Origin of the sequence: uncultured Pedobacter sp., from assembly GCF_913776295.1 — a bacterium.
Classification (GTDB): domain Bacteria; phylum Bacteroidota; class Bacteroidia; order Sphingobacteriales; family Sphingobacteriaceae; genus Pedobacter.
Window position 1 is genome coordinate 71,005 of the sequence record NZ_CAJYOJ010000053.1, and the last position, 22,265, is coordinate 93,269.

General features: G+C 38.5%; 19 protein-coding genes. 17 read left to right on the forward strand and 2 right to left on the reverse strand.

Going from position 1 to position 22,265, the window contains the following annotated elements; genetic code table 11:
- The first annotated feature begins 28 nt into the window (after window positions 1–28).
- The 15 genes from QZ738_RS11170 to QZ738_RS11240 all read left to right on the forward strand — a co-directional run bounded on the left by QZ738_RS11170 (window position 29) and on the right by QZ738_RS11240 (window position 13,552).
- Window positions 29–568 (forward strand): ORF6N domain-containing protein, encoded by a 540-nt coding sequence (locus QZ738_RS11170; RefSeq protein WP_293787522.1) that lies wholly within the window; start codon window positions 29–31, stop codon window positions 566–568.
- A 69-nt stretch (window positions 569–637) separates the two neighbouring features.
- Window positions 638–1,648, forward strand: coding sequence for a 2Fe-2S iron-sulfur cluster-binding protein (locus QZ738_RS11175; RefSeq protein ID WP_090984390.1), 1,011 nt, complete (start codon window positions 638–640; stop codon window positions 1,646–1,648).
- The gene (gene nuoH / locus QZ738_RS11180) at window positions 1,648–2,703 is read left to right on the forward strand and encodes an NADH-quinone oxidoreductase subunit NuoH (RefSeq protein ID WP_293787526.1); all 1,056 of its coding nucleotides are present in this window, start codon (window positions 1,648–1,650) and stop codon (window positions 2,701–2,703) included. Before QZ738_RS11175 ends, nuoH begins: the two co-directional genes overlap by 1 nt.
- 2 nt (window positions 2,704–2,705) lie before the next feature.
- Window positions 2,706–3,209: an NADH-quinone oxidoreductase subunit I gene (locus QZ738_RS11185; protein WP_090504254.1), complete on the forward strand. Its 504-nt coding sequence runs from the start codon at window positions 2,706–2,708 to the stop codon at window positions 3,207–3,209.
- Between the two features lie 129 nt (window positions 3,210–3,338).
- Window positions 3,339–3,842 (forward strand): NADH-quinone oxidoreductase subunit J, encoded by a 504-nt coding sequence (locus tag QZ738_RS11190; protein ID WP_293787528.1) that lies wholly within the window; start codon window positions 3,339–3,341, stop codon window positions 3,840–3,842.
- Window positions 3,842–4,171 (forward strand): NADH-quinone oxidoreductase subunit NuoK, encoded by a 330-nt coding sequence (nuoK, locus tag QZ738_RS11195; protein ID WP_055908793.1) that lies wholly within the window; start codon window positions 3,842–3,844, stop codon window positions 4,169–4,171. Before QZ738_RS11190 ends, nuoK begins: the two co-directional genes overlap by 1 nt.
- A gap of 19 nt (window positions 4,172–4,190) precedes the next feature.
- On the forward strand, window positions 4,191–6,086 hold the full coding sequence (gene nuoL, locus QZ738_RS11200) for an NADH-quinone oxidoreductase subunit L (RefSeq protein WP_293787702.1): 1,896 nt from the start codon (window positions 4,191–4,193) through the stop codon (window positions 6,084–6,086).
- Window positions 6,087–6,105: 19 nt separating this feature from the next.
- On the forward strand, window positions 6,106–7,569 hold the full coding sequence (locus QZ738_RS11205) for a NuoM family protein (protein WP_293787530.1): 1,464 nt from the start codon (window positions 6,106–6,108) through the stop codon (window positions 7,567–7,569).
- A 3-nt stretch (window positions 7,570–7,572) separates the two neighbouring features.
- A complete protein-coding gene (locus tag QZ738_RS11210; protein ID WP_293787532.1) occupies window positions 7,573–8,943 on the forward strand; it encodes an NADH-quinone oxidoreductase subunit N in 1,371 nt (456 codons plus the stop codon).
- A gap of 47 nt (window positions 8,944–8,990) precedes the next feature.
- Entirely contained in the window at window positions 8,991–9,650 is a 660-nt protein-coding gene (locus QZ738_RS11215; RefSeq protein ID WP_293787534.1) for a DedA family protein, read from the forward strand.
- Window positions 9,651–9,652: 2 nt separating this feature from the next.
- Window positions 9,653–10,204 carry an inorganic diphosphatase gene (locus QZ738_RS11220; RefSeq protein WP_293787536.1) on the forward strand — a complete coding sequence of 184 codons (552 nt, stop codon included), beginning with the start codon at window positions 9,653–9,655 and terminating at the stop codon, window positions 10,202–10,204.
- Window positions 10,204–11,628 carry a hemolysin family protein gene (locus tag QZ738_RS11225; RefSeq protein WP_293787538.1) on the forward strand — a complete coding sequence of 475 codons (1,425 nt, stop codon included), beginning with the start codon at window positions 10,204–10,206 and terminating at the stop codon, window positions 11,626–11,628. The genes QZ738_RS11220 and QZ738_RS11225 overlap by 1 nt, the downstream gene beginning before the upstream one ends.
- A gap of 8 nt (window positions 11,629–11,636) precedes the next feature.
- Window positions 11,637–12,341, forward strand: coding sequence for a 16S rRNA (uracil(1498)-N(3))-methyltransferase (locus tag QZ738_RS11230; protein ID WP_293787540.1), 705 nt, complete (start codon window positions 11,637–11,639; stop codon window positions 12,339–12,341).
- Between the two features lie 122 nt (window positions 12,342–12,463).
- Window positions 12,464–13,048 (forward strand): DUF4159 domain-containing protein, encoded by a 585-nt coding sequence (locus QZ738_RS11235; protein ID WP_293787704.1) that lies wholly within the window; start codon window positions 12,464–12,466, stop codon window positions 13,046–13,048.
- Between the two features lie 3 nt (window positions 13,049–13,051).
- Complete coding sequence (locus tag QZ738_RS11240) at window positions 13,052–13,552, forward strand: acetyl-CoA carboxylase biotin carboxyl carrier protein subunit (RefSeq protein ID WP_293787542.1); 501 nt, start codon at window positions 13,052–13,054, stop codon at window positions 13,550–13,552.
- A 524-nt stretch (window positions 13,553–14,076) separates the two neighbouring features.
- Here the strand turns inward: QZ738_RS11240 and QZ738_RS11245 are convergent.
- Window positions 14,077–15,759: an SUMF1/EgtB/PvdO family nonheme iron enzyme gene (locus QZ738_RS11245; protein ID WP_293787544.1), complete on the reverse strand. Its 1,683-nt coding sequence runs from the start codon at window positions 15,757–15,759 to the stop codon at window positions 14,077–14,079.
- 629 nt (window positions 15,760–16,388) lie between these two features.
- Here QZ738_RS11245 and porV point away from each other — a divergent pair.
- Entirely contained in the window at window positions 16,389–17,579 is a 1,191-nt protein-coding gene (gene porV, locus QZ738_RS11250; RefSeq protein WP_293787546.1) for a type IX secretion system outer membrane channel protein PorV, read from the forward strand.
- A 17-nt stretch (window positions 17,580–17,596) separates the two neighbouring features.
- The gene (gene ispF, locus QZ738_RS11255) at window positions 17,597–18,073 is read left to right on the forward strand and encodes a 2-C-methyl-D-erythritol 2,4-cyclodiphosphate synthase (protein ID WP_293787548.1); all 477 of its coding nucleotides are present in this window, start codon (window positions 17,597–17,599) and stop codon (window positions 18,071–18,073) included.
- Between the two features lie 80 nt (window positions 18,074–18,153).
- On the opposite strand, the gene QZ738_RS11260 is transcribed toward ispF, so the two are convergent.
- Window positions 18,154–21,558, reverse strand: a complete 3,405-nt coding sequence (locus tag QZ738_RS11260; RefSeq protein ID WP_293787550.1) for a glycosyltransferase — start codon at window positions 21,556–21,558, stop codon at window positions 18,154–18,156.
- Between the last annotated feature and the right edge of the window lie 707 nt (window positions 21,559–22,265).

The window sequence follows — 22,265 nt, forward strand, 5'->3', positions numbered from 1 at the left end:
CCACCTTTGAGAGATGTAACATACGAATATGAGCGAAGAAAAGTTATCCGTAAAGATACCTGCTGAAATTATCCTTAACAAAATAATTGAAATGAGAGGTAAGAAAGTTATGGTTGACAGCGACTTGGCCGAACTTTATGGAGTAACTACAAAGAGATTAAATGAACAAGTAAAGAGAAATATAAAACGTTTTCCAGAGGATTTTATGTTTCAGGTTACAAAAGAGGAAAAAGACGCTGTTATTTTGCAATTTGAACATTTAAATAAACTAAAATTCTCTTCAACTTTACCATATGTTTTTACAGAGCACGGTGCAGTGATGCTGGCAAGTGTATTAAATAGTGATAAAGCGGTAGAAGTAAATATCCAAATTGTGAGGGTATTTACACAGATTAGAGAATTGTTAGCTTCGAATCTGAATTTAAGATTAGAAGTAGAAAAGATAAAAAAAAAGATAGATAATCAGGATAAGAATATTGAAGTGATCTTTAGATATTTTGATGAATTACTAGAGCAGCAACAACAGCCAAGGAAAGAAATTGGTTATAAAATCTCGAAAGAGAAATAATATAAATAGAATTGGTTCGCGGAGACACGAACCAAGGCAGATAAAGAAATAAAAAGAATATCATTAACCATGAGTGAAAAAGTTAAGGTTACGATAGATGGGATAACAGTAGAGGTTGATAACGGAACGACCATTCTGAATGCTGCAAGGCAGATCGGGGGGGATATTGTTCCGCCAGCCATGTGCTATTATTCTAAATTACAGGGCAGTGGCGGTAAATGCCGTACCTGTATTGTAAAGGTGACTAAAGGTTCGGAAAAGGATCCCCGCCCCATGCCTAAATTGGTGGCTTCCTGCCGAACCACGGTAATGGATGGGATGGAGGTACTTAACATTACTTCGCCGGAAGTTTTGGAAGCCCGTGCAGGTGTGGTAGAGATCTTATTGATTAACCATCCTTTAGATTGTCCGGTTTGTGACCAGGCAGGTGAATGTGATTTGCAGAATTTAGGTTACGAGCATGGTTTACAAAAAACACGTTATGAGTTTGAGCGCCGTACTTTCGAACGGATAGATATAGGCGATAAGATTCAGTTGCATATGAACCGTTGCATTTTATGCTATCGTTGTGTTTTTACTGCAGATCAGATTACCAATAAACGTGTTCACGGTATCTTAAACCGTGGCGATCATTCAGAAATTTCTACTTATATCCAGCAGGCGGTTGATAACGATTTTTCAGGAAACGTAATCGATGTCTGCCCGGTAGGTGCTTTAACCGATAAAACTTTCCGTTTTAAAAACCGCGTTTGGTTTACCAAACCTGTTGATGCGCACCGCGATTGCGATCATGAAAAATGTAGTGGTAAGGTAACACTTTGGTATAAAGGAGCAGATGTTTTACGTGTTACTGCCCGTAAAGATCAGTTTGGCGAGGTAGAAGACTTTATTTGCAATACCTGCCGCTTCGATAAAAAAGCAACTGCTGATTGGGTAATTGAACGCCCGACGCACATTGATGATACCTCAGTAATTGCATCTAACCACTACGAAACATTAAAACCTTTGCATGTAATTCAGCCAAATGAGGCTTTACAGGCTGCAAATGAAATTGAACTACATAAAACAGTTAAATACTAATGGATAGTGCTTTTGTTATAGAAAAATTTATCCTGGTAGCTGTAATTTTCGGCATCAGTTTAGTTATTGCCATGTATTCTACTTATGCAGAGCGTAAAGTTGCTGCATATTTACAGGATCGTTTAGGTCCGGATAGAGCTGGCCCCTTCGGTATCCTACAACCACTTGCCGATGGTGTTAAAATGTTTATGAAAGAGGAGATTATTCCCGCTTCGTCTAACAGGTGGTTGTTTATTGTTGGTCCGGGTTTAGCATTGCTATGTGCTTGCATTGGTACCGCTGTAATTCCATGGGGTAGTCCAATTGAAATCGGGGGTAAAATTGTTCCGCTTCAGGTTGCTGATATTAACGTAGGAGTTTTATACATCTTTGGTGTAGTTTCTTTAGGTGTTTATGGGGTAATGATTGGCGGTTGGGCATCCAATAATAAATATTCTTTATTAAGTGCCATTCGTGCCGCATCACAGAATATCAGTTATGAAATTGCAATGGGATTATCGATCATCGCTTTGCTATTGGTTACTAACTCGTTGAGTTTGAAAGAAATCGTAGATAAACAACACGGTTTTTGGGAAAATGGATGGTTTACCTGGTATTTTTTCAAACAGCCACTAGGATTTTTAATCTTTATGGTTTGTTCTTTTGCTGAAACCAACCGGGCACCTTTTGATTTACCTGAATGTGAAACGGAGTTAATTGGCGGTTACCATACAGAGTATTCATCAATGAAGTTAGGCTTTTATCTATTTGCCGAATATATCAATATGTTTGTGTCATCGGCAGTAATGGCTACCTTGTATTTCGGAGGCTTTAATTATCCATTTATGGATTCAGCTGTTACCCACCTAGGGCAGAATTGGGCATCAATAATCGGTGTTGCTGCATTATTCGGTAAAATCGTCTTTTTCATCTTTTTCTTTATGTGGGTACGCTGGACAATCCCTCGTTTCCGTTACGATCAATTGATGAATTTAGGCTGGAAAGGTTTAATACCTTTGGCTATTGCCAATATTATAATAACAGGGGTTGTGATTGCGATTATCGAGAAGTTTTAATTATGGAATCATTAAGTAATAAGAAAAAAGTACTGGAACAAAAGCCCTTAAGCTTTATGGAACGGATGTACCTGCCGGCAATTGCCAAGGGTATGGGCATCACTATCAGTCACTTATTTAAAAAAGAGGCTACCGTAAGATATCCTGAAGTAGAACGCGAATTCTCGACCAACTTCAGGGGGATGCACTCGCTAAAACGAGATGAGAACGGTAAAGAACGTTGTACTGCTTGTGGTTTATGTGCTTTATCTTGTCCGGCTGAAGCCATTACCATGATTGCCGCTGAACGTAAGCCGGAAGAGAAACATTTATACCGTGAAGAAAAATATGCAGCCACGTATGAAATCAATATGTTACGCTGTATTTTCTGTGGTTTATGTGAAGAAGCTTGCCCAAAAGAGGCTATTTATTTAGATGGCCCGATTGTACCTGCTGATTATTTACGTAAAGATTTCATTTACGGAAAAGATAAGCTGGTAGAGGCGCCATTGGAAATGAAAAAATAAAGTAATGCTTCGTGAGTACACGAACAATATCAATAAGATAATCGTCATGCCGAATTTATTTCAGCATCTCCTTCAAAGACCCTGAAATAAATTCAGGGTGACGAAAACAAATAAAATAAATAATAATTAATGAGTACACAAGTATTCTATTTCGTAGCCACATTAAGTATCATCTTTTCGCTGCTGGTGATTTTTGCAAAAAATCCGATCCACAGTGTATTGTACTTAATCCTTACCTTTTTTACTTTCACTGTTCACTATGTACTGCTAAACGCACAGTTTTTGGCAGTGGTAAACTTTATCGTTTACATGGGAGCAATTATGGTACTTTTCTTATTTGTACTGATGTTGCTTAACCTGAATAAAGAGACCGAACCCAGTAAATCACCACTGATTAAAATCGTTGGGGTGATTGCCGGTGGCTGTCTGGTGGTAACCTTAATCGGCTCTTTAAAATCAGCCAGTATCTCCAGTCCGTTGATGTTGAAAAATCCGGGATTGGGACTGGTAGAAAATCTAGGTAAGGAGCTTTTTGGGCCATTCTTATTACCGTTCGAATTGTCATCTCTATTACTATTGGCAGCAATGGTTGGAGCAGTTTTATTATCTAAAAGAGATGAGGTAGAAGCATAATGGAAAATTTAACATCACAACTTCAGGGCGTTCCGCTAAACCACTACATCTATTTAAGTGCCATTATTTTTTCTATTGGCGTAATCGGTGTACTTACCCGTAGAAATGCCATCGTAATCTTCATGTCGGTTGAGCTGATGCTTAATGCTGTTAACTTGCTGTTAACCGCCTTCTCTGTGCATAGCAATGACCCATCCGGACAGGTTTTCGTATTCTTCATTATGGCATTGGCAGCTGCAGAGGTTGCGGTTGGCTTAGCCATCATTGTAATGGTTTACAGAAATACGAAATCGATAGATATTAATGTTTTAAATCGCCTTAAGTGGTAAATATATAATAAGAATGACAATAGAACAATTGATTTGGTTGGTTCCGTTACTTCCTTTCTTAGGGTTTGTAATTAATGGACTGGGCAGAAACTCTTTATCTAAAGGACTTGTTGGTATCATCGGTAGCGGGGTAATTTTAGCCTCTTTTATCATCAGCATAGTTATTTTCTTTAGTTTACAAGGCGGCACACAAAAATCTCACGAAGTATTTTTATTCGATTGGATCAGTGCCGGTACATTACACATTCCATTATCATTCCTCGTTGATCCTTTAAGCGCTATTATGCTTTTGATCATTACCGGAATTGGTTTTCTGATCCATTTATATTCCACCAGTTATATGCATGGTGATGCAGGGTTTGGTAAGTTCTTTGCTTATCTTAACCTGTTTGTATTTTTCATGCTTTTGCTGGTATTGGGTTCAAATTATATCGTGATGTTTATCGGTTGGGAAGGAGTAGGTTTATGTTCTTACCTGCTCATTGGGTTCTGGTACACTAACAACGCTTATGCATCGGCAGCAAAAAAAGCTTTTATAATGAACCGCATTGGCGATTTGGGCTTTCTACTAGGTGTGTTTTTAGTATTCACTACTTTTGGCAGTGTAGAATTTGCTAAAGTTTTCCCTCAGGCAGCCAATATGTTGCCTGGCAATGAGACTTTGGTTTTAATTACCATTTTATTGTTCATCGGCGCCTGTGGTAAATCGGCTCAATTGCCTTTATTTACCTGGTTACCTGATGCAATGGCCGGACCAACACCGGTTTCAGCTTTAATCCATGCTGCAACGATGGTAACTGCCGGTATTTATATGATTGCACGTTCGAGCATATTATTTGATCTTGCTCCATTTACTCAACATATTATTGCTGTTATAGGTGCAGCAACCGCTTTAGTTGCCGCAATTATTGCCCTAACGCAAACTGATATTAAAAAGGTATTGGCTTACTCTACGGTGTCGCAATTGGGATATATGTTTTTAGGTTTAGGCGTTGGTGCTTATACTGGTTCATTCTTCCATGTATTAACGCACGCATTCTTTAAAGCATTATTGTTTTTGGGTGCAGGTTCTGTAATTCATGCCATGCACCATGAACAGGATATGCGCCACATGGGTGGTTTGAGAAAGAAACTTCCGGTTACTTTTTTAACGATGATGATCGGTACCATTGCCATTGCCGGTTTACCACCACTCTCAGGTTTTTTCTCTAAAGATGAAATTTTGGCACATGCTTTCCAGGCGAGTCCAGTATTGTGGGGAATTGGCGTTTTAACTGCGTTTTTAACAGCCTTCTATATGTTTAGAATGATGTTCTTAACCTTCTCCGGTAAATATCGAGGAACACATCATGAGGAGAGCCATGTGCACGAATCGCCAACAGCGATGACTTTGCCTTTAATTATTTTAGCGATTCTGGCTGCATTTGGTGGAGCAATTAATTTCCCTCATGTTTTTGGTGGAAATGAATGGCTGGCCCATTGGTTATCGGGTGCTGGAGTTTCTCAGCATGAGCTGGAACTAAGCCATTCAACAGAATATTCTTTAATGGCAGTTTCGGTAGCGGCAGCTGTAATTGCTCTACTGTATGCTTACACCAGATATGTTAAGGGAGCGCGGGTTCCTGTTGCTGATGAAGCACCACGTTCGCCATTGGCAAAACTATCCTACAACAAATTCTATTTGGATGAGATTTATGATTTCATCATCACAAAACCTTTGGATGCACTCTCGAAATTCTTTTATAGAATTATCGACAATAAATTTATTGATGGAATCGTAAATGGATTGGGATGGAGCACAAATGAGGCCAGTAAAGGTATTCGTTTATTGCAAAGCGGAAACGTAGGCTTCTATATATTTATGATGGTATTCGGTATCGTCGCGTTGCTATTGTATACATTTTTCTACATATAAAAAGGGTTCAAAATAAATAATGGAACAACTTTTACTACTTATATTCTTACCGCTTGCAGGAGCAATTATTACAGCACTTGCTGGCAAGTCGGCAAAAATCGTTTCTACCGTATCTTCGGTGGCTTCTTTAGTGCTGGCTTTGGTAATCGCCTGTAATTTCATTCCTGATGCAAGTACCCAGTTGGAGGTCAACCTGCCATGGATTGCTGATCTGGGTATTAATTTCCATGCAGGTATTGATGGCATTAGCCTTTTGGTGGTTTTACTTACCAATTTGCTGGTCCCGATCATTATTTTATCGAGCTACAACCATGAGTATAAAAATCCGGCTGCATTTTATGCCTTGATTTTATTTATGCAAACCGGCTTGTTATTGGTATTTACCGCATTGGATGCTTTCTTGTTTTATATTGGATGGGAAGCAGCATTAATCCCGATTTACTTTATCTGTGCCATTTGGGGCGGAAAAGACCGTATCCGGATCAACATGAAGTTTTTCGTGTATACTATTGCAGGTTCGTTATTTATGTTAATGGGGATTATTTACTTATATCTTCAAAATCCGGCACATAATTTTAACATTCAGGCTTTTTATGCTTTAAACTTAGATAGTACGCAACAGGGATGGATTTTCTGGGCTTTCTTTATCTCCTTTGCGATCAAGATGCCAATTTTTCCTTTCCACACCTGGCAGCCTGATACCTATACTGCAGCACCCGCACAGGGAACGATGTTACTTTCAGGTATTATGTTAAAAATGGGTATTTATGGTGTAATCAGGTGGTTATTGCCAATTGTTCCGGCTGGCGTTCATGATTGGGGCCAGGTGGCCATTATTTTATCAATCATCGGTATCGTCTATGCTTCACTGATTGCTTTTACCCAGAAGGATGCAAAACGTTTAGTTGCCTATTCATCTATCGCTCACGTTGGATTAATATCCGCAGGAATCTTTGCTTTTAACCAGCAGGGTATGCAAGGGGCAATGGTGCAGATGTTGAGCCATGGTATCAATGTGGTGGGCTTATTCTTTGTTTTAGACATTATCTTCTCTCGTGTTAAAACCAATAAGATTGAAGAGTTAGGTGGAATTGCAAAAGTAGCACCACAGTTGGCGCTTAGTTTTCTGATCATTGTTTTAGGCACCGTAGCCTTACCAGGAACGAACGGATTTATAGGTGAGTTTTTATTGCTGATGGGCGTTTACAACTATGGTATCTGGGCAGCTGCTGTTGCCGGTTTAACCATTATTTTCGGAGCAGTTTACATGTTACGCATGTATCAGAATGTGATGCTGGGGCAAACCAATAGCTTAACCATCACTTTTACCGATATTAAAGGAACCGAAAAGTTGGTTCTCTATACCATATGTGCATTAATTATTGTTTTGGGTGTTTATCCAAAACCGGTTTTGCATTTAACAGAGGCATCTGTACAACATTTATTAGAACAGGTAAATCAAAAATTAAACACAGTAAATTAAGCGATGAATATTATAATAACCATTAGTATAACAGCTTTTATAGTGCTTTATGCAGGTTTGTTTAAGGCAAATAAAGCATTACTACCTCTTACCGTTATTGGCTTACTTACTGCATTAGTGTTTACTTGTTCAGCATGGAATGGTAATGCTGTTCATTTCGGAATGATGCAGACTGATAACTTTGCTCTGGCATTTTCGGGGATTTGTATTGCAGGTACCCTTTTAATCTTCTTATTAACACAAAACTATTTCCACGCCAAAAGCGATAACATAGCTGAATATTACACCTTGATTCTTTTCGCACTAGCGGGCATGATCATGATGATATCGTATAAAAATATGGCCATGTTATTTGTAGGTCTGGAAATCATGTCTGTGAGTTTGTATATTTTGGCGGGTATCCGTAAAAAGGATTTTGCCTCAAACGAAGCTTCATTAAAGTATTTTTTGATGGGGGCCTTCTCAACCGGTTTTCTGTTATTTGGAATCACCTTAATTTATGGTGCTACAGGTTCATTCGATTTAGATAAAATACAAGCTTACCTGGTAAATAATCAGGCCATTTCACCAATATTTTATCCTGGTGTGATCCTGATGATGATTGGTTTAAGCTTTAAGGTTGGTGCTGCGCCGTTCCATTTCTGGACGCCAGATGTGTATGAAGGTTCGCCATCCCTGATCACCACTTTTATGAGTACGGTGGTTAAAACTGCAGGTTTCGCGGCATTTTTACGGTTGTTTGCTGATGCATTTGCACCACTTCACGATTTTTGGGTTGCACCACTTGTAGTAATAGTTTGTTTAACTTTATTTATTGGTAATGTAACTGCACTATTCCAGAAGAATTTCAAGCGTATGTTAGCATACTCCAGTATTTCACATGCCGGTTATCTGTTGTTCTCGTTAATTGTACTCACTAAAAACTCCGGAAATAATGTATTGGTTTATGCAGCAGCCTATACTTTTGCATCAATTATCGCTTTTGCCGTATTAATATTAGTAAAGCAAAAAACAGGTAGTGATAGCTTCGAAAGCTTTAATGGGCTGGCTAAACGGAATCCATTAGTTGCATTATGCTTAACTGTAGCTATGCTTTCACTGGCAGGTATTCCGCTCACAGCTGGCTTTATTGGAAAATATTTGATGTTCCTCAATGTAATGACAGAATATAAGACCCTGCTTGTTGCATTTGCCATTTTAAATGCATTGGTTGGCTTCTATTATTATTTCAGGGTGATTGTAGCCATGTGGTTTAAAGACGGTGCAGAAACAGAACTTTCAACACCTTCGCAATATAAAGTGGTTTTATTGGTTTCAGTAGCCATAACATTGGTTTTGGGTATTTACCCTGCAATTATTTTAAACCTGATATAGGTATGCTGTTGTTTAATAATTATTTGTAGTTTTACGAATAATTGAATATGCACGATTTTTGGAATAACCTGCATCAGCTACTTGATCCCGAGAAATTATTGAGGGAGGGCGGGTTCTATTTAGTCGTATTCGTTATATATGCAGAAACAGGTCTGTTTTTTGGCTTCTTTCTTCCTGGTGACTATTTATTGTTTTTGGCAGGAATGTTTGTGGCAACGGGCAAGCTTGACGTAAACATTGCTGTGCTCCTGGCTGGTTTGTGTATTGCGGCCGTCTCCGGAAATTTTACAGGTTATTGGTTCGGACGTAAAACAGGCCCGGTATTGTATACCAGAAAAGACAGTTTCTTTTTTAAGAAGAGATATTTAAAGGCAGCAGAAGATTATTATCATAAACAAGGTGCCTTTGCTTTGATAATGGGCAGATTTGTACCGATTGTGAGAACTTTTGCTCCGATTTTTGCAGGGGTTGTAAAACTAGACTTTAAAAAATTTGCTTTATATAATATCGTAGGTGGGGTACTCTGGATCTGTTCCTTAACTTTGCTTGGTTATTTTTTAGGCAGACGATTTGAAAAAGAAATAAACGATTATTTATTATATATTATTATTGGCTTTATCCTTATTACAACTATACCATTATTAATTACCTTTGTAAAAAGTAAAGTAGTGAGTGGGGTTGAAGAGGATAAAACAGATTTAAATTAAAAATGACAAAAGACGATCATCACGCGTGGCATAGCGTATCGCCAGGACATAATGTTCCAGAAATTGTAAACGCAATTATTGAAATTCCTAAGGGCTCAAAAGCGAAATATGAAATAGATAAAGAATCTGGCTTGATTAAGTTAGACAGGGTTCTTTTTTCATCTGTAATGTATCCTGCAAACTATGGCTTTATTCCGCAAACGTATTGCGATGATAAAGATCCATTAGATATTTTGGTGCTTTGTTCAGTAGATGTCTATCCAATGACATTGATTGAGGCTAAAGTAGTTGGTGTAATGCACATGGTAGATAATGGTGAGCAGGATGATAAAATTATAGCTGTAGCTGCTCACGATATGTCGGTAAACTATATCAACGATTTAGATGAGTTGCCTCCACACCAGATGAAGGAAATTGTTCGTTTCTTTCAGGATTATAAAGCATTAGAAGATAAAAATGTAACTATCGAACATTTACTTGGTGTTCGCTACGCGCATAAAGTAATAAAAGAAAGCATAGAACTTTATAACACAACATTTAGAGAATTAGCATAATGGATTTACCCACGGTCTGTTTGTTTTTAAATTTAGAGCTTAGTGCAATCCTGCCTGCAAACGGAATTGTAGCTGCGGTACAGGAAACCGATACCAACGCTGTTGGCTGGAGATTATTCCTTGCACTATTTTTGGTGTTACTTAACGGATTTTTTGTTGCAGCGGAGTTTGCAATTGTAAAAGTTCGGGCATCACAGATCGAAATTAAAGCAAAAACAGGCAGTCGGGTTGGCAAAATGGCCAAAGGGATTATCCATAATCTCGATGGATATTTAGCCGCCACACAGCTAGGTATAACGCTTGCATCACTCGGCTTAGGTTGGGTAGGTGAAGGCGTTATGCATACTATTTTTAAAAATCTCTTCGATAGTTTGGAATGGGGTTTAAGCGATGCTTCTATCCACACCGCATCAACAATCGTCGCATTCTCGCTCATTACGATCATGCATATCGTATTTGGCGAACTGGCACCAAAATCTTTTGCCATTCAAAGACCTGTAGCCACAACACTTTTTGTTTCTATACCGCTCCAATTATTCTATGTGGTATTTAAACCGTTCATCTGGACACTAAATAGTCTTGCAGCCATTATCCTTAAACCTTTTGGTATCGATACCTCTGCTGGCCATGAGTCTATCCACAGTACCGAAGAACTACAGTATTTACTGGATCAAGGTAAAGAAAGTGGTGCATTGGATAATAATGAACATGAGCTGATTAAAAATGTATTTGATTTTAATGAGCGTGTGGTGAAGAATATCATGGTGCCCAGAACCAAGATTTCTGGCATAGAGCTAACTTCTCCAAAAGAAGAAGTGATTGATACCATTATTAAAGAGGGATATTCCCGCTTGCCGGTTTACGATGACATTATGGATAAAATTGTCGGTATTATCCATGCAAAAGATATTTTACCATTAGTAGCAGCAGGTAACCAACACTGGACACTAAAAGATATTATCAGAAAACCATATTTCGTTACCGAAACCAAAAAAATTAATGATCTGATGAGCGAACTGCAAAGTAATCGCATACAGATTGCGATTGTATTGGATGAGTTTGGTGGTACAGCAGGTATGGTTACCCTGGAAGATATTGTAGAAGAGCTTGTAGGGGAAATACAAGACGAATACGATGAGGAAAAACCATTGGTAGAAAAGGTATCCGATAATGAGTTTATCGTTAATGCATTTGCTACAGTATATGATGTGAATGAATATCTGCCTCATGATCTGCCAGAAGATGAAGATTTTGATACCGTTGGTGGATTGGTATCTCACATTTTTGAACGTATTCCAGAGGTGGGTGAAAGCAATGAATCATATGGTTATTTGTTTACGATCTTAAAAAAGACAGAACAAAATATCGAGACCATTAAATTAGAACTGGTGATCAATGAAGAAGATATGGTTGATAATCATTAATTTCAACCATGCATATTTTTTACACACCAGATATTACCCAAAATACTTATACACTTAACGAAGAAGAGAGTAAACACTGCGTTAGGGTACTTAGGCTTACTATTGGCGCTGTTGTTAATCTGGTTGATGGGAAAGGGGGCTTTTATACTGCCGAAATAACCTCTGATAATCCGAAGAAAGTTTCTTTATCTGTTTTAAACATTGAAACCGAGTTTCATAAAAGAAACCATTATCTGCATATTGCGGTTGCGCCAACTAAAAATATTGATCGTATAGAATGGTTTTTAGAAAAAGCCACAGAGTTGGGTATTGATGAAATTACGCCAATTATCACTGATCGATCGGAGCGCAGGATAGTAAAAGAAGATCGGCTTAATAAGGTCATTACATCCGCAGTAAAACAATCTATCAAAGCTTACCACCCTAAATTAAACGATGCCATCGCTTTTGAAACTTTTTTAAAGGAACCTTTTGATGGTAATAGATTAATTGCGCATTGTATTGATAATGGAGAAAAACAATATATATCCAAACTGGTAGCTCCACATCAAAAATATTTAATTCTTATTGGCCCTGAAGGAGATTTCACACCAAATGAAGTTAATTTAGCTTTGAACAAAGGCTTTAAAGCATTAACTTTAGGTGATAACAGGTTGCGCACAGAAACGGCGGCTTTATCTGTTTGTTTTGAAATCAATTACCTTAACCGATAATCAGTTTGAAGTTTTCAGTTTCTAGTTTTCAATTTTCAAAAGGGGTAAAGTTTTTAACTTTTGGCTTTGGTATTTTAGCTTTAAGCTTTATTCTTATCGCTTCTATTCCGCCTACTTATCGCATGGCTAAATTAAAGTATAGCGGCGGCGGAGATTGGTATGCAGACAGAACGGCATTACCCAATTTAATTGCCTATTGTAATGCCAATCTGAAGACTAATTTTTATGCGGAAGAAAGCATCGTGGAAGTTGGTTCAAAAGAAATTTTCAATTATCCGTTTATTTATATGACGGGACATGGAAATGTTGTTTTTAGCGATCAGGAAATTAAAAATTTACGGCAATACCTTATAGGAGGTGGATTTCTTCATATAGATGATAACTATGGTTTAGATAAGTTTATCAGGCCCCAGATGAAAAAGGTATTCCCGGAACTTAGTTTTGTAGAATTGCCTTCCAGCCATCCTATTTACAATCAAAAGTTTAAATTTCCCGGGGGCTTGCCCAAAATCCATGAACATGACAACAAACGTCCGCAGGGATTTGCTCTAATTTACAAGGGTAGAGTGGTTTGTTATTATACCTTTGAGTGCGATTTAGGGAACGGCTGGGAAGATTTTGGTACTTATCCTGAAGATACCCAGGAAACACGGACCAAAGCGCTAAAAATGGGTGCAAATTTAGTTCAATATGCCTTAACACAATAGTTTATGTATAAAGTAAAGGTAAACGATCAGTTTTCATTCGAGGTCGAGAATGAGGACTCTGCTTTTTCAATAAATGGAGATCGGGTGCAGCTCGACCTACGGCAGATTGGGGATCATAGTACCCATGTGTTATACCAAAATAGGTCTTTCAACACGGAACTTATTGATATAAATAAAAACGAAAAAACCTGTAAAATAAGGGTAAACGGAAATATTTATCAAATCAGTATCGAAGATCAGTTTGATGTTTTATTAAAACAACTCGGTCTGGATAATTTGTCTGCTAATAAAGTTTTAGAGATAAAAGCACCTATGCCAGGTTTAGCACTTAAGGTTTTAGTAGAAGAAGATGCTGAAGTAAAAAAAGGTGATAATCTTTTGATATTGGAGGCGATGAAAATGGAGAATATCCTAAAATCATCGACAGATGGAGTGGTTAAAAAGATTTTGATTAAACAAGGAGATAAGGTAGAAAAAAACCAGATTTTGGTACAGTTTAGGTAGGCAATTGGCAACCTGCAAACTGGATTCAAGATTGAATAAATGCCTGGAACAATGTTTTGATCACATACCTATTGATTCGTGTCGTAGAGGCTGTATCAGAAATAATTTTGGAGATTTTTACCGGAATAATATTTGGAACGATCGGCATTCCCGAGAAAACGGGAACCACGAAGTGTTCGGCGAAGCTAATTTTAATACGCTGGAACGGCAGATAAGTAAGCCCTACTGAAAATCATTAAGATGCCTATCCGATAGCAATCGGATCAGGCTGAACATGACGAAACCGCCAAATTTAGTTCTTTTACCAGCTTTAAATCTTTTATTTTGATGCAACCCCCTTTCAAAGTATCTTTTTTAAATGTTATTTAGATTCATTTCTAACCACCAGTTTTGAACAGGCCTGTCCGCATTGGCAGGCATGAAGTTGCCGATGAAAATCGACAAGTTCCAGTTGAAAAGGACGATTCCCCACAAAACATAACGTACAAAAAAAAGTCCCGATTTGGTGTCGGGACTTTTCGTTATTATCTGCCTCTGCTAACCCTGTAAGGTTTTTGTGGAGGGTTTTTAAAACTTCTTTTGCCTACGGTACTAATTTCAGGGGCACCAAGCATGGTCATGGCACAACGGAAACCTACTTCAGCTGATGATTCGTCCTGCTGCATGAAGCGACGGGTTGCCGGGTTTAACCAGTAAGCCATATCATTCCAGGAACCGCCTTTATAAACTCTTGATTTATCGTTTACAAGCGTTACACCTTCTTCATTTAATAGCGTGTTTTGTCTGTCGCGATAGCCTCTTTGATCGGCTTGATAAGTGGTTGATGCTAATGGTGATTGTGGATCAGTCGATTTTGAAATCGAATCAGCGCGTTTTGCTTGCGCCTGTTTTTCTGCCCAGGTTTGTTTTCTTCCGGAATAAGCATTTTCCTTGATCGGATTGCCATATTTATCCAACGCGATTTTCCCACTTTGCGGGTCGGCTAACTTTTTGTTGGTAAAATAGTTACCACGGTAAGGGTTAAATGCATCTGCATCAGTAAAAGTACCTGTTCTGTAAACATCATTCACCCATTCGTTTACGTTTCCTGCCATATTATATAAGCCAAAATCGTTTGGAGCATATTGAATAACAGGAACCGTTAAATCTCCTTTATCGTTTAAGGAACCGCCAACACCCATATAATCACCAGGTGCCCTTTTAAAGTTGGCCTGAATCATACCTCTGGTTTTCTTTTTAGCAGAACTAACACCTAAGCCATTCCAGGGATAAATTTTATTTTGATTGATGTTCTCATATTCGGTGTTGCCAATTAAACCTAAGGCAGCGTATTCCCACTCGGCCTCAGTTGGCAGGCGGTATGGTTGCATAATTACCCCATCTTCTAAGGTAGCCGTTCTTCTTGGCTGATTGTTTCTACCTGTCCCTGCAGCTGCTGTTCCTCCGGCTGTGGTTGTAGCGGCACCAGATTTGGTATTGTAATCAATAAATGCATTTTTACCTTTATCATCATACTGGCCATTGAGGTAGGCGTCTGTATTAAAAGGTTTATCCGGTTTAGGCGTTGCAGCAGCAGTGGTCGCGCCAGCTCTACCTTTTCCATTGCCTGCAAGCGTTTTATAATCAGTTAGGATTCCTTTTTCGCGTAATATAAATTCGTTTGCTCTTGAAGTCCTCCACTCACAATACCGTGAGGCCTGTTCCCAGGAAACACCTACTACAGGATAATCACGGTAAGCAGGGTGCCTCAAATAATTATCTACGTAAGGTTCATTGTAAGATAATGCCTGGCGCCAAACCAAAGTATCAGGAAGCTCATTGTAATAGTATTCCTGATCTTCAGGATAATTGTACCTGATCCAATGCAGGTATTCTAACCAGTCGGTATTTGATACCTCAGTTTCATCCATGTAAAAAGAAGGTACAGTTACCTGTCTTTTGTAATTATAAATATTGGGTTCAACACCTGGTATTTCGATGGCACTACCACCAACAACTAAAACCCCTCCTTCGATTGGAATTAATCCAGGTCCTGGTGCTCTTTTATACTGGGTAGCAACGGCAAAAGCACCCGACTGGTTGTTTTTACTTTTCCTATTGGCATAAGGAATACCTGTTTTGCTTGAACTCGCGCTTTTAGAGCTACAACCCGAAAGCAAGGCGGCTAATGTTAAACAAGTAAAAGAATATAGTATTAGTTTTTTCATATGAAGCAACTGGATATGGCCTAATGGCCTTTCAACCGATAAAATTAAACAAATTTTAAATGAATATATCAATAATGTAACAATAAAATATCTAATATATTTTTGAGCGATGGCGTATTATTTTAACTGTGTGATGTTTGTTTTGTATGTAAACGAAATTATTGCTAAATAATTATAAATAAGCAAGATAAAATTATCAGTTCACGGTGGTGCTGTCAATTGATAAGTAATTACCATTTGTTTTAATTGAAGTTTATAACAGGATAATCAATTAAAATTGACGTATATCTGATCTTACACAAGAGATATGGTTGATGTAATCGGTGGCAACATCATCATAAATAATATTTATTTTGGAATCTCAATGGATTGGCTACATTTGGTTTTTGACTTTAGGCTGTGAGGTTGGTTTTTTACCAGCGAGATAAAGAAATAGCTTATTCGCTAAATGGCTATTAGCTTTGTACTTGCAGGTTAAGCACGAACACCCATCTGTAAAAATCGTATGCTTAATTAGTAAATAAGCTTAGAATTCGTATTTTGGTGAAATATAAGTTTTGGTTTTACGTTACTGATATATTCTTCCAGTGATTATTATACCAAAATCTAAAATTACGTACCTTTAAAGGATGAATTTCAAGTACATCAGTAAACTTGCTTTTTCTGCACTCTCAATGGCCTTGGTGTTTGGTAAAACAAATGCGCAGGTTACTATAGGCAATACCCAAACTAACGGTAGCGAGGCAAACAATATTGTAACGGCAGTTCCATTTCTGCTCATTACGCCCGATGCCCGTGCCGGTGCAATGGGCAATGCCGGCGTAGCCGTAGCAGGTGATGTAAATTCAGCCAGTATTAATGCTTCTAAATTTGCTTTTCTAGATAAACCTTACGGATTTTCTGTTTCATACAGCCCATGGCTAAAAAGTTTGGTTCCAGATATTAATCTCGCTTATTTAAGCGGATTTTATAAGCTGGACGACCGCAACACCATTGGTGCATCTTTGCGATATTTTTCTTTGGGGTCCATCCAGCTTACCGATATTAATCAACAGGATCTTGGGATTGCCAATCCTAACGAACTGGCTTTTGATGTTTCTTTTGCACGTAATTTTGGTAAGGAGTTTTCGCTAGGCACTTCATTAAGATATATTTATTCAAATTTGGCTTCCGGTCAGTTTTCTTCTTCAGGGCAGGTACGCGGTGGAAATGCTATAGCGGTTGATGTTTCTGGTTTGTATAAAACAGCCACCATATTATTTGGCAAACAGGCAATTCTTTCTGCCGGCGCCAATATTTCAAATATTGGAACCAAAATGAGCTATTCAGACGGAGGCGAGAATTTCTTTTTGCCCACCAATTTTAAAATCGGAGGAGCATCTACATTTACCGTAGATGATTTTAGCACTTTAACTTTTGCCCTTGATTTTAACAAATTACTGGTACCCACACAACCTATATACGATTCAAACAATAACATAGTCAGCGGAAAAAATCCAAACCGTTCGGTACCTGCCGGAATTTTTGGTTCGTTTAGCGATGCACCTGGTGGTTTTAGCGAAGAACTGAAGGAAGTCGGGATTTCAACAGGCCTGGAATACTGGTATAATCAACAGTTTGCAGTTAGGGCAGGTTACAACTATCAGAGTCCTATGAAAGGTGATAGCCGGTATTTTACTTTGGGACTTGGATTAAAATACAATGTTTTTAACATTGATTTTTCTTATTTGATTGCTAATGCACAAACTAGTCCGCTGGCAAATACCTTACGTTTTGGTCTATTGTTTAACTTTGGCGAAAATAAAGCAAAAGATAAATAAGACTAAAGCAAATAGACATGAAAATTAGAGTAGGTTTCGGATTCGATGTACATCAGTTAAAAGATCATCATCCTTTTGTTGTTGGCGGTGTTGTTCTGGATCACCATAAGGGAGCTTTCGGACACTCGGATGCTGATGTTTTACTTCATGCCATCTGCGATGCGCTTTTAGGTGCAGCTAACCTTCGCGATATTGGTTTCCATTTTAAAAATACCGATGAAAGATGGAAAGGCATCAGTAGCTTGATCCTGCTGAAAGAAACGGTTAAATTACTGGCTGAAAAAGGCTGGCGGATCGGAAATATCGATGCTATGCTTTGTTTAGAAGCCCCGAAAATCAACCCTCATATTCCAGCCATGCAACAAAACATTGCTGATGCCATTGGAATTTCAACTGAAGATATCTCGATAAAAGCAACCACCAATGAACAGATGGGTTTTATCGGTAGGGAAGAAGGGGTTGTTTCTTATGCCGTTTGTTTAATCGAAAAGTAAAAGATTTTTTCTAACTGAATCAAAGAAGTCAAGTTTTTTATAGTACACTGGCTATTAACTTGACTTCTTTTGAAATTCTATTACGCTACCTGTTGCTTCACATTCCCCGTTCTTTTTATGGTGCCCCAGGTTTCCAGTTCACCTTTAATCGCTTTCCTGAACGAACGGAATAACACTACATACATTAACTGTCTCCAGAAAAAACGCTGAGGAAAAATGTAAAGTAAATTCTTATATCTTTCTTTTTCCATCCTAAAAGCAATCGCCGCAAAAATCATGTCTACAAAGATAAAGATGATATAATAGAACAATACCTGACCAAAACCATTGTGGAGACTTAAAATTCCTGAAAATCCAGTGAGTGTTAGATTATTGATCGCGCTTAGTGAGAACAGACCGTTAATTAAAGAAATAAGCATAAAAAGGTCGGCAAGCGGTGAAAATAGTGGTAAAATAATCTGGTAGATCAAGATATTAGGCATCCCCACCATCCCAAAATAGCCATACTTCTTATTTAGCAATGTTTTTCTGTTTTTCCAGAAACTTTGCATTACACCAAAACTCCAGCGAAAACGTTGTTTTAGCAGCATATTTACGGTTTCTGGTGCTTCTGTGTAAGCAATTGCACTGTCGCAGTTTTTAACTTTATAACCGGCCTTCAGAATGCGCATGGTTAAGTCACAGTCTTCAGCAAGGGTATCAATGGTAAAACCACCAATTTCAAGGATCACCTTTTTTCTAAAGGCACCTATCGCTCCTGGCACTACTGTAATCGTATTTAGCAGATCGAAAGCCCTTCTATCCATGTTTTGAGCAGTGATATATTCTATCGATTGCCATTTGGTAATGATGTTGTTGGTGTTTCCAACTTTTACGGTTCCGGCTACGGCTGCTACTTTGTCACTGTAGAAATAGCGCATAAGCTCGGTTACCGCATCATTTTTTAATTGTGTATCAGCATCTATACAGACTACAAATTCAGCAGCAGCTTTTGATATACCGTAATTTAATGCAGATGCTTTACCGCCATTTTCTTTACGGAAAACCTTCACCTGAGGATGATTGCCAAAATGTTCATTAACGATTTGAAAGGTTTTATCCTTTGAACCATCATCCACAAAAATCAATTCGAAGTCAGGGTAGGTGGTTTTTAAAAGGCTATTGATGGTTTGAATTGCGGTAACTTCTTCATTGTAGGCAGGAATGATAATACTGACTTTTTCAGAAGGATGCTGTATCAATTTGCCCACACTGCGTTTTGATCTTTTGCGCTGCCTAATGGCTAAGTAAGCGATAAATATGGTCCTTAATATCGCCAGTACAATGGCAATAGAAAAAATAATATTTAAAATCATGTTTCCATAATAGAAGAAATTGATAAAAAAGTAATCACCAGAACCTGAAAAGCCACTGTTTGCGGTAGATTTTACTGCAGGCATGAGTTCTGATCTTTTTTTGCCCATCAAATCGCCCACTGTGGTAAAGGTATAACCTTTGGCTTTAAAGAATTTTATAATCCGCGGTAAGGCTGCCACGGTAGCTTCACGGTTTCCTCCTGCATCGTGTAATAAAAGGATATTACCGTTATTTTGCTGTTTTACCACCTCTTTAAAAATCTGATCGGCAGTTTTACCCGGCTCCCAATCTTCGGGGTCAATGTATTCACCAATGTTGATATAGTTTTCTTTACGGCTTTGTGCAACCGGTAAAATTTCTGAAATATTTTGTGGCTCGGCATCGGCATTAAATGGTGCACGGAACAGAATGGTGCTGTGGCCGGTAACTGCTTCAATTAACCTACGTGTTGCATTGAGCTCAAATTTAACTCTTCTGGGGCCAATCGCCGACATATCAGGATGGAAAAACGTATGATTGCCGATTTCGTAACCATCATTGTATTCCTGTCTTAACAACTCCATGTTCTGTTCGGCCATAATGCCAACCACAAAGAAACAGCCAGGCACTTTCTCCCGTTTCAAAATATTTAATATCTGCGGGGTATAAACCGGATCGGGACCGTCATCAAAAGTCAAGGCAATCTTTTTATCCGCCTCCCCAAACCTTTTAATTACATATTGCTCTGGAAGTCTGGTATATTTTTGGTCTGCAATGGAGAAATTTTCTTTATTTAAAGTGAATTTTACACTGCCTGGTTTGGGGGTAGAAATAAGGTCTAATATTTCGCCATCGCCTAAATAAGAGATACCGCCCATGTTTAACGAAGCAATTTTGCGTAGATCAAAAGGTTTTTTCTTTAAGGTATCCAGACTGAGGTCGTTGGAAATAAATGACCATAAACGTTTGTCTTCCGAGCCTAAGCGCCACAGGGCAATACCAGCAATATCCCAGTCGTCTGCTTTTCGGATCAAATTAAAATAAGTAGCGGCATCTGTAAAATATACTTCATGTTTAATACCGCTTCCATCATTGTAGGTGTAATTTAAATTGGCAGAGGCCGGGTCGTAGTTTATTTTGCTTTTATAAGTAACAGCCCTTGTCATTGCCTGCTCGTAGGTAAGCGGCTCCCCAACGCTATTTTTCGGCCAATCGTAACCATAACAGGCCAAAGCCAGAATAACCTTATCCGGATTTACCTTATTACAGATATCATCAAGCTTCTCTTCAACCCATTCCTGATGCGAAATATCGCCGGCATTACTTTGTTCAGTATGTTGGTCATAAGCCATTAATATCAGGTAATCGTTATATTTCTGAAGAATTTCTGGTTTATAATCGTCATTTTCAGGGGAAATATCTTGAGAAACAATCAGTTTTTCAGCGTGAAACTGATTATATAGATTTTTCATAAAAGCGTTAAAACTATCGCTGTTTTTAAGGTTTAGTTCTTCAAAATCTATGTTTATTCCGCGATAGCCATACTTTTTTGTTATGGCTATGAGGTCATAGATCAGTTTTTGCTGGGCTGGCTGATCCGTTAATAATCTCCTTACTGCTGCGCCGTCCCAGTGGTCCTGATTATAATTTGAAACTACTGCCAGAGCAGACTTTTTACTGGCATGTATCACCTTTAGGGCTGCAGTATCTACTTTGTTTACAATAGAATCGCCGTTTAAAAAAAATGATTCTGTAGCCACCATATCCAGGTGGCTGATGTTGCGTTTCAAGTCCGATATTGACGCTTCTTTACTTGCCGCCCAACTTACGTAAAAGGCCATGTTGATACGCTTATTATCGCCATGACGGGTCAAGATGCGGCGTTCACGGTCTTTTCTTATCTTTTGCAACTTTGATTTTTCGATGGTAAAATCCTTATACCGTTGCGATTTTTTTAATTTCTCTAATTGCTTTTGTGTTAAGGGTGTATTCGTATTAATAAAAGGCAAATTAGGCGCCTGTACCGAAGACAGCGTGTACACTACACAAATGATAGCAATGATGAAGACTATAAAAAACGTACGACTTACCCAGGTAAATGCGTGCCAGCGTGTTTTAGTCTCAGTTTGAAATATTTGTTTTCCGGACATTTTTCTTTTCTGATTTATTAATCAAATGTCACTAACGAATATGAAGATTGGATGAAAGATTTAAAAATTAGGCGCCGTAAATTTAGATCGTTAGTTTTACCGAAGATACTAATTTAATCGTCTGTTGAAATTTTTAAAAAGAGTCGTTATCCCGTTTTAAAGATCCTCAAGCTTAGTGCTTAAAAAATAATTGTTTGTGAAAAAAGTAATTAAACCAGTTTTCCAGGTTTTGGAAACGAAAGGGCCGTGTTTCATAGGGGTATGCAGTCCTGCTGTTCGCTGTAGCCCTCATTCTTCGGGGCTGCCGCTGCCATCAGGTTTATGAATATCATTTTTGCAGCTTGTATACCAAATGAAATACTGTTTTGGCCTTATAGCCCTGGGTGCAGCGGTACCCCGCAGGGTTGAGGAACGATGCCCGAAGCGTACAAGCGGAACACAGGAACTCTGCTGTTTTCTTGCAGAGTCATTGCGCTCCCAAAGAAGATAAACAAACCATCATCGAGGCATGCGCCCCTGCTATTGGTTCCAGGCAATGGAAAGCTACATAATAAAAATCCTCAAGCTTAGTGCTTAAAAAATAATTGTTTGTGAAAAAAAGTAGTTGGGCCAGTTTTCCAGGTTTTGGAAACGAAAGGGCCGTGTTTCATAGGGGTATGCAGTCCTGCTGTTCGCTGTAGCCCTCATTCTTCGGGACTGCCGCTACC

Coding starts and splice junctions, on each gene's coding strand:
- QZ738_RS11170 (WP_293787522.1), top strand. CDS start 29: ATGAGCGAAGAAAAGTTATCCGTAAAGATACCTGCTGAAATTATCCTT.
- QZ738_RS11175 (WP_090984390.1), top strand. CDS start 638: ATGAGTGAAAAAGTTAAGGTTACGATAGATGGGATAACAGTAGAGGTT.
- nuoH (WP_293787526.1), top strand. CDS start 1,648: ATGGATAGTGCTTTTGTTATAGAAAAATTTATCCTGGTAGCTGTAATT.
- QZ738_RS11185 (WP_090504254.1), top strand. CDS start 2,706: ATGGAATCATTAAGTAATAAGAAAAAAGTACTGGAACAAAAGCCCTTA.
- QZ738_RS11190 (WP_293787528.1), top strand. CDS start 3,339: ATGAGTACACAAGTATTCTATTTCGTAGCCACATTAAGTATCATCTTT.
- nuoK (WP_055908793.1), top strand. CDS start 3,842: ATGGAAAATTTAACATCACAACTTCAGGGCGTTCCGCTAAACCACTAC.
- QZ738_RS11205 (WP_293787530.1), top strand. CDS start 6,106: ATGGAACAACTTTTACTACTTATATTCTTACCGCTTGCAGGAGCAATT.
- QZ738_RS11210 (WP_293787532.1), top strand. CDS start 7,573: ATGAATATTATAATAACCATTAGTATAACAGCTTTTATAGTGCTTTAT.
- QZ738_RS11215 (WP_293787534.1), top strand. CDS start 8,991: ATGCACGATTTTTGGAATAACCTGCATCAGCTACTTGATCCCGAGAAA.
- QZ738_RS11220 (WP_293787536.1), top strand. CDS start 9,653: ATGACAAAAGACGATCATCACGCGTGGCATAGCGTATCGCCAGGACAT.
- QZ738_RS11225 (WP_293787538.1), top strand. CDS start 10,204: ATGGATTTACCCACGGTCTGTTTGTTTTTAAATTTAGAGCTTAGTGCA.
- QZ738_RS11230 (WP_293787540.1), top strand. CDS start 11,637: ATGCATATTTTTTACACACCAGATATTACCCAAAATACTTATACACTT.
- QZ738_RS11235 (WP_293787704.1), top strand. CDS start 12,464: ATGGCTAAATTAAAGTATAGCGGCGGCGGAGATTGGTATGCAGACAGA.
- QZ738_RS11240 (WP_293787542.1), top strand. CDS start 13,052: ATGTATAAAGTAAAGGTAAACGATCAGTTTTCATTCGAGGTCGAGAAT.
- QZ738_RS11245 (WP_293787544.1), bottom strand. CDS start 15,759: ATGAAAAAACTAATACTATATTCTTTTACTTGTTTAACATTAGCCGCC.
- porV (WP_293787546.1), top strand. CDS start 16,389: ATGAATTTCAAGTACATCAGTAAACTTGCTTTTTCTGCACTCTCAATG.
- ispF (WP_293787548.1), top strand. CDS start 17,597: ATGAAAATTAGAGTAGGTTTCGGATTCGATGTACATCAGTTAAAAGAT.
- QZ738_RS11260 (WP_293787550.1), bottom strand. CDS start 21,558: ATGTCCGGAAAACAAATATTTCAAACTGAGACTAAAACACGCTGGCAC.